This window comes from Marinobacter salsuginis, assembly GCF_009617755.1.
GTDB lineage: Bacteria > Pseudomonadota > Gammaproteobacteria > Pseudomonadales > Oleiphilaceae > Marinobacter > Marinobacter salsuginis.
In genome coordinates this window covers 1-5,796 of the sequence record NZ_BGZH01000008.1, presented here as the reverse complement: position 1 = coordinate 5,796, position 5,796 = coordinate 1, and the positions used below count along the sequence as shown (strand labels likewise).

The 5,796-nt window shown below is 51.7% G+C and carries 5 protein-coding genes; 4 read left to right on the top strand and 1 reads right to left on the bottom strand.

What is annotated here, in order from left to right:
• The first annotated feature begins 149 nt into the window (after positions 1–149).
• The 4 genes from GJU83_RS18895 (at position 150) to GJU83_RS18880 (ending at position 4,645) form a co-directional block, all read left to right on the top strand.
• Positions 150–569, top strand: a complete 420-nt coding sequence (locus tag GJU83_RS18895) for an antirestriction protein (protein ID WP_091643496.1) — start codon at positions 150–152, stop codon at positions 567–569.
• A 63-nt stretch (positions 570–632) separates the two neighbouring features.
• On the top strand, positions 633–2,231 hold the full coding sequence (locus tag GJU83_RS18890) for a DNA sulfur modification protein DndB (protein ID WP_153634996.1): 1,599 nt from the start codon (positions 633–635) through the stop codon (positions 2,229–2,231).
• Positions 2,232–2,284: 53 nt separating this feature from the next.
• Positions 2,285–2,707: a L5-gp82 domain-containing phage-derived protein gene (locus GJU83_RS18885; RefSeq protein ID WP_153634995.1), complete on the top strand. Its 423-nt coding sequence runs from the start codon at positions 2,285–2,287 to the stop codon at positions 2,705–2,707.
• A gap of 1,050 nt (positions 2,708–3,757) precedes the next feature.
• A complete protein-coding gene (locus GJU83_RS18880) occupies positions 3,758–4,645 on the top strand; it encodes a hypothetical protein (protein ID WP_153634994.1) in 888 nt (295 codons plus the stop codon).
• Between the two features lie 163 nt (positions 4,646–4,808).
• On the opposite strand, the gene GJU83_RS18875 is transcribed toward GJU83_RS18880, so the two are convergent.
• Entirely contained in the window at positions 4,809–5,699 is an 891-nt protein-coding gene (locus tag GJU83_RS18875; protein ID WP_153634993.1) for a phosphatidylinositol-specific phospholipase C domain-containing protein, read from the bottom strand.
• Positions 5,700–5,796: the final 97 nt, after the last annotated feature.

Genomic DNA, 5,796 nt, shown 5'->3' with positions numbered 1-5,796 from the left:
AGGGCTGATTTATATGGGTTTTTATTCTTTGAAAGGTATACAAAGAGATTGACAGACAGGGAAGGAAAACCGATAATAGTCACATAGTCAGCGGGGTGCTGGCCACCGCGATACGCCGGCGGTCATCGAGGCGAGTTAGGATATTTGCTATGACTACTGCACAAGCTCTCCCTGAGTTTTTTACCCGTGTTCCGACCCTCCAACGCGCAGAAACAATGCACCAATACTGGGGCGATCGTTGCGTGAACCTGGAAATGTTTGTGTTCAGCTTCATGAACACCTTCAACGAAGCGTACAACGGTGGCTATTGGGATCTTAATATCACCTCGAATGACGCGCTTTATATGTCTCTGAGTACCGACGAGCCGGTGCGCTTGGTAAGCCCGCTGAACTATGCGGATGAAACCATGAGCGCTGATGCCGCTGGCCTGGTTCTGACCATTTATGCCAGTTCCTATGGAATGCACAAATTCCCGGAAGACGCATACCTCTTGGAAACCTACGACAAGCTAATGGAAGTCGTTGGTGACCATCCAGAGGCCTCCAAAATCTACCGTCTTCTCGACTAACCAGGAGGGGGCGAAAGCCCCCGTGTTTCCGCCCGGAAACTCTCAGAACCAGAGGAAATTACCATGTTCTACGTTATTGCCTTGGAGCGCGTTACCATCACTAAGTCCTTCTCCGAGACTTTCGAGGAGGGAAAAATCATTAGTCGCCACAAGAGTCAGGAGACAGCCGACGAGCGGTGGCGAACCCTACAGCGAAAGGCTGATTATCCCGAGCGCATTGCCATGATTGACGCGCCTTATGGGCACGCTGTTGGCGATGTGGTCCCAAATTTGGTGGCCCAGGCAAAGCAGGAGCGGCACGAACGTTTGGGCTTGAGCCTGGCACGAGACCTAATTCTTCAAGAGCGAGGCACACCAATTGAGCGGCCGGATTTCTTCGCTTCCTGGTTGGAAGATCTTGGTCTGACTGTAGATGAGCTCAAGGCTGAGTTCGGAGAGCGCGCAGCAGCCAAGCTAGACGAGGAAGAGGCCCAGCGCCAGGAGTTTGCCGAGCGTATGGCGCGAATCAATGTCATCGAGGCTAATGTGTCGGAGCGCTCTGAGATCACTTACAGCTTCCCAGCCGTGAAAGGAATTCAGGCGGGCAATGAGTTCTATACCGCCCAGATTCCTTTTAAGTACCTGGTGAAGTTGTTTCGATTTGATGAGGATACCTTGCCACCTGAAGCGCGGGCCCAACGTCATCTCAATGAGCGCCATGCTCGGGATATCGCTGATTACATCCTTGAGAATCGTCACGAATACGTCCTGCCGGCAATTACGGCGAGCGTGAGCAGTGAAATGGCGTTCGAAGGTTTGCAGGTTTCTGGCGCCGGCGCTCGGGTGGGGGTTCTTCACATTCCAATGGACGCCGTAATGCTGATCAACGATGGCCAACACCGGCGCCGGGGCATCGAATTGGCCTTGGAATCCATGCCGATCCTGGGTGAGGAAACCGTCTGTGTGACTTTGTTTTTTGATCAGGGATTGAAGCGAAGCCAGCAGATGTTCGCCGACATCAATGCAAACGCCAAGAAACCGAGTAGCTCGCTGAGTGCTCTGTATGACCAGCGGGATCCGTTCAATGGGTTTGTCCTGGATCTGCTCAAAGAGATTCCTGAGTTTCGGAGCCGGGTTGAATTTGAATCGGGCAGTGTGGGCCCGAAGAGCTTTAAGCTGTGGAACCTGGTGAGCTTCAAGAAATTCATTTCCAATCTGACCGACCTTACCAAGCGGAGCATTGTCGATTACGACGAAGCCTACCTGAGAGACGCGAAAGAAGGCGTCATTCTTTTTCTTGAAAAGGCGCGCGCCCATGTACCGATGTGGGATCTGATGCTATCAGGGAAGATTTCCGCGCAGGAGCTACGTGAGCAATACGTGGTCGGGCATGCCGTGTTCCTGGAAGCCCTCGGGTTATACGGTGCTGAAATGGTGAACAAATACTTGGTGTATGGGAAAACGGAGGGCGTGGATAGGTTTGAAGCAATGGAAAAGCTGGAAAACCTGGTACCAGATAGGACCGCGCCGGTTTGGGAAGGTCGGTGTGTGGTGGCTGGCCGGATGCAGAAAACATCCGATGGGGTCAAAGGTACTGCTGCCACTCTGATGGGGTTGTGCGGTATGGCCCTCACGCCGACAGTGGCCGAAACTGAAATGCGCCTCGGTTCGCTGCTCAACTAAGGGAAAGGATCCGGCCGGAGTTTCCGGCCGGAAACTGATAGGGGAGGGGAGTGATGTTTGTGCCTTATAGGGAGCGAAGCGTCCAGGTCGGAATGAGAGTGCGCGTCTATCGCAATCTGTTAAAGTCGAATTTCTTTTCCATTCAGGCGATGGAAGGCCCCGATAAGGGCAAAGTGGTTGGCTACGCACGGGCCGTGGGTCTGGAGAATGTCCGGTTTGTCGTGTCCAAAAAAACATGGGAGAGAGTAATCTCCGAGGGCGTCCGCACCGTGTTCGCCTTTGCCGATGGTGCCCTAGTGGATTGTTTGGAAGCACTACCGGCGGGATTCGATGAACGAATCACCTTGATGCCGTTTGAGCGCTGCTATTTTTTCAACCGACAGCGACCGGAAATTCCCGTCACCGAAGCCGCGCGCGGCTATCTTTTCGGTTCCGATTTCTGGGGCGCTGCCGAGCCCGCAGGGCTGGACCTTTAATGGGTCCAGCCCACCCTTCGGGAAAAGAAGGCGAATCCTTCCGGCCATGCTTCGCTGGATGAGCTATTCGTTGATCCCGCGTTGCGGGACTAACCCCCCCCCCCCTCTAAATCCTGACTTCTCAGAGATCCCACCGCGCCGATATTTTTGAAATTCCAATCGGACTGCCTCACCACGCAAGATAGCCGTTCAATTTCTGCATTTCCGTAGCCTCGATATGAGGCGCAAAAAGCGACTCGCCAACTTTTTCAGTCCACGAAACCTTGTTGTATTGAAAGCTCTGAAAATCGTAAGGCCGGTCGCCGCAAGGACGGGGTGTTTCCGCTGATGTCGGTTAAAGCGAGCTTTTTATAAATAGAGATTACCTGGACCAAATTACGAGCAGGCAGTGGTCGGTGAATACGTTTTTGCAGCCTGAAGCGAGAACAGTGTCCAACGGTATAAATAGGTTAAGAAATATTGAAAAAGAGCGAGGTAATCGAATGGAAAACAAGAAGGAAACGGATATAGGGCTCAACACCCTGGGCGGAAAGATAGTGACTACGGGCCTGACATCAATGTTCATAATGTCGGCGACTGGTGTTCCGATCTGGCTGACAGCTGTACCTGTACTGGTGGTTTTGGTTGGTGTAGCGATCTGTACTAGATCGTTTTGGTGGCGTCGCTGATGTTATCAGCGGCACCAGCCGGTAGGGATCCTCCTTTCAGAAGACCGGCTGGTATTCCCTTTTAGGTGTTGGTAATTCGCATTATTGGGGTAGGGTGGAGGATACACCATCAAATGAGTGTTTTTCATGAACTATGTAAAATTAGATTAAATATTGATTTTATTATGAAAGTTGCAGATTCAGCTGTATCAGTATTCTAGAGATCTTCTGCCGTACAATCTAAATTGATTGCATGGTAGATCAAATGGAGTCTGCAACATGACCGAAACACCGTCCTGGTTGGACAGCTTCATTGCTGTCGCCGGCACTATGCCAACAGAGAATCTCGCTGTTCTTTCTATGGCCTTGGTGGCGTTGGCCGTAATCTGGAGAAGTTCTTGAGATGAGCGATCAGAGCACGAGCTTGAGAGAAGACCGGTTTTCGCCGATCCCAAGATATTGGCTGGGGAAAGAGCGGTGTTCACCGTGGGCCTTGGCAAAGGTTACTCGCACAGACCCACTTACTGTGAGTTTGGGGGTACCACTTCCGATGGGACTCTCAAAGACGCCGACCGCTGGCCAGGTGATCGCGGCTTTGAAGATCTACATTGCGTTGGTGGCGATGGCTGACGACAAAAAGCAAGAAAGGAACGTGGGCAAGCACTGTCTGCGGACAACCTACGAGGAAATTCAGCTGTATCTCAAGCTGTCGAGGGCAATGGTGTGCGAGGGCCTGAAGCTTTTGGAGGCTACGGATGCCATCGAAAGGCTTGGCTACAAACCCCTGGTTTACAGAATAAAGGGGCTTGATCCGGACAGAGCGGATGAGTGGAAAGGGCACGTCAAATTACCGAAGGGGCACTTGTTCGGGATGCGAAGGGTATCGAGCAGCTATCCCATCATGCTTTCTGAGTACCCGAAACGGGGTCAGACTGCCATGAATGGTCTCGTGATCTATCTGCTCCTGTTGTCCGTGTGCCAGAGAGACACCAATGTCTCGTTGATCTCTTATGATCGAATGATGGAAAGGACAGGGCTGAGCAGTAAAAACATTCGCCAGGCGATTGACCTGTTGGTTAACCACGACCTGATCAGCGTTTTGAGGGTTACCAACGAAAGCACCCTTGAAGCGTTTGGACTGCCGGTGCCCGCTCAAACTCTTAAAGGATCGCCGAATGTTTACCTGATCAAAGGTGTGAAGGGGCGGAGGTACAACGAGCGTATCAATACACTGGAGAATTACGCGGCTCTGACCGCCAATCATCAAGCTACGCAGGATTTTTCGGAGTGAGGTGCAGCCTTTGGCGCGCCCTTCAGGGCGGGCCTCTGACCTCCGGAAGGTAAGGATCCCCGCTGATCGCGGGGCCTCCGAAGTCTGATCAACAGACGCTCGCGCGACTGATCAGGCGCTCCTTTATGTCACATGGGATAACAGAAGCGACAAACGACGAGATTTACTCCAGGGCGAATTGCCCAGGTGCATTGGGCTTCTTTCCAGTGAGCTGATTCAATCTGTGTTTGTTGTGGCGCAAGCAGGCACCCACCCAATCGAGTTCTCCGATGAAGTCGCAATTCACGATGCTGAGGTTATATTTCAGTAGCTCTCCCGACGAAAGTTTCTCATTGAAAAAGGGATAATTAAATATTCTCGCGTTGGACTCCAAAGAAAATCCGAGCGGCGCGTCTTTCCAGAAGGAATACGGAGGCGCAATGTGCCAAATCCAGAGGCCGTCTTTGGGCATCCCTGCCGCTTGCTTTTTAAGCTCGTTAAAGATCATCAGAAAGTCTGTATTTTTCTCTTCGTAGATCCCTTTTCGACAAAGATTGTCTGTATCGCCGCGGTTGCCAAACCACCCCTGAACGAATATCCGCTGGGACTGAGACTGTATATCTTGAATCTTGGCCCTTGGCCACCGACTTCCTTTGAGGCTGCCAGTGCGCACTATGGCTGGGCCAAGTGCATGGCGAAATTTGAGATAGGCCTTTTCTGATTCACCGTCGACGATTCGGATCGTAATGATGATGAACTCTTTGGGGTATTGAAGAGCGAATAAAGAAATGTCATCGACAACATCGAAAAGGCGCGTTTTAGTGACCGCATCACCATGATAAAAATAGTAATCGCCATCTCTCCACCAAACTCGAAGGTCGAGGTAGCGGCTGCCCGCTAAAAGTTGTTGGTAGATCGATCGATCCTGAGCTTCAGCGGCTTCTTTTCCGAAAATCAGGCCCCATCTAGCTCCTAGCGATCCTGCATCGTGACTGCCTGGGATGGCGAAGTCGCGAAGGGTGAATGGTCCCATTGCTTCTGCGTTAGCGGCCATCCAATCAGAGTATTGTGTCATCGTTATATCCTTCCATGAGATTGAGTGATTGGAGTACTTCAGTACCGGCCGGAAATTCAAAGCAATGGATGTCCTCCAGATGTTCTCCAACCTTGAA

Excerpts from the sequence above, each read along its gene's own strand:
- GJU83_RS18895 (WP_091643496.1), top strand. The coding sequence starts at position 150 with ATGACTACTGCACAAGCTCTCCCTGAGTTTTTTACCCGTGTTCCGACC.
- GJU83_RS18890 (WP_153634996.1), top strand. The coding sequence starts at position 633 with ATGTTCTACGTTATTGCCTTGGAGCGCGTTACCATCACTAAGTCCTTC.
- GJU83_RS18885 (WP_153634995.1), top strand. The coding sequence starts at position 2,285 with ATGTTTGTGCCTTATAGGGAGCGAAGCGTCCAGGTCGGAATGAGAGTG.
- GJU83_RS18880 (WP_153634994.1), top strand. The coding sequence starts at position 3,758 with ATGAGCGATCAGAGCACGAGCTTGAGAGAAGACCGGTTTTCGCCGATC.
- GJU83_RS18875 (WP_153634993.1), bottom strand. The coding sequence starts at position 5,699 with ATGACACAATACTCTGATTGGATGGCCGCTAACGCAGAAGCAATGGGA.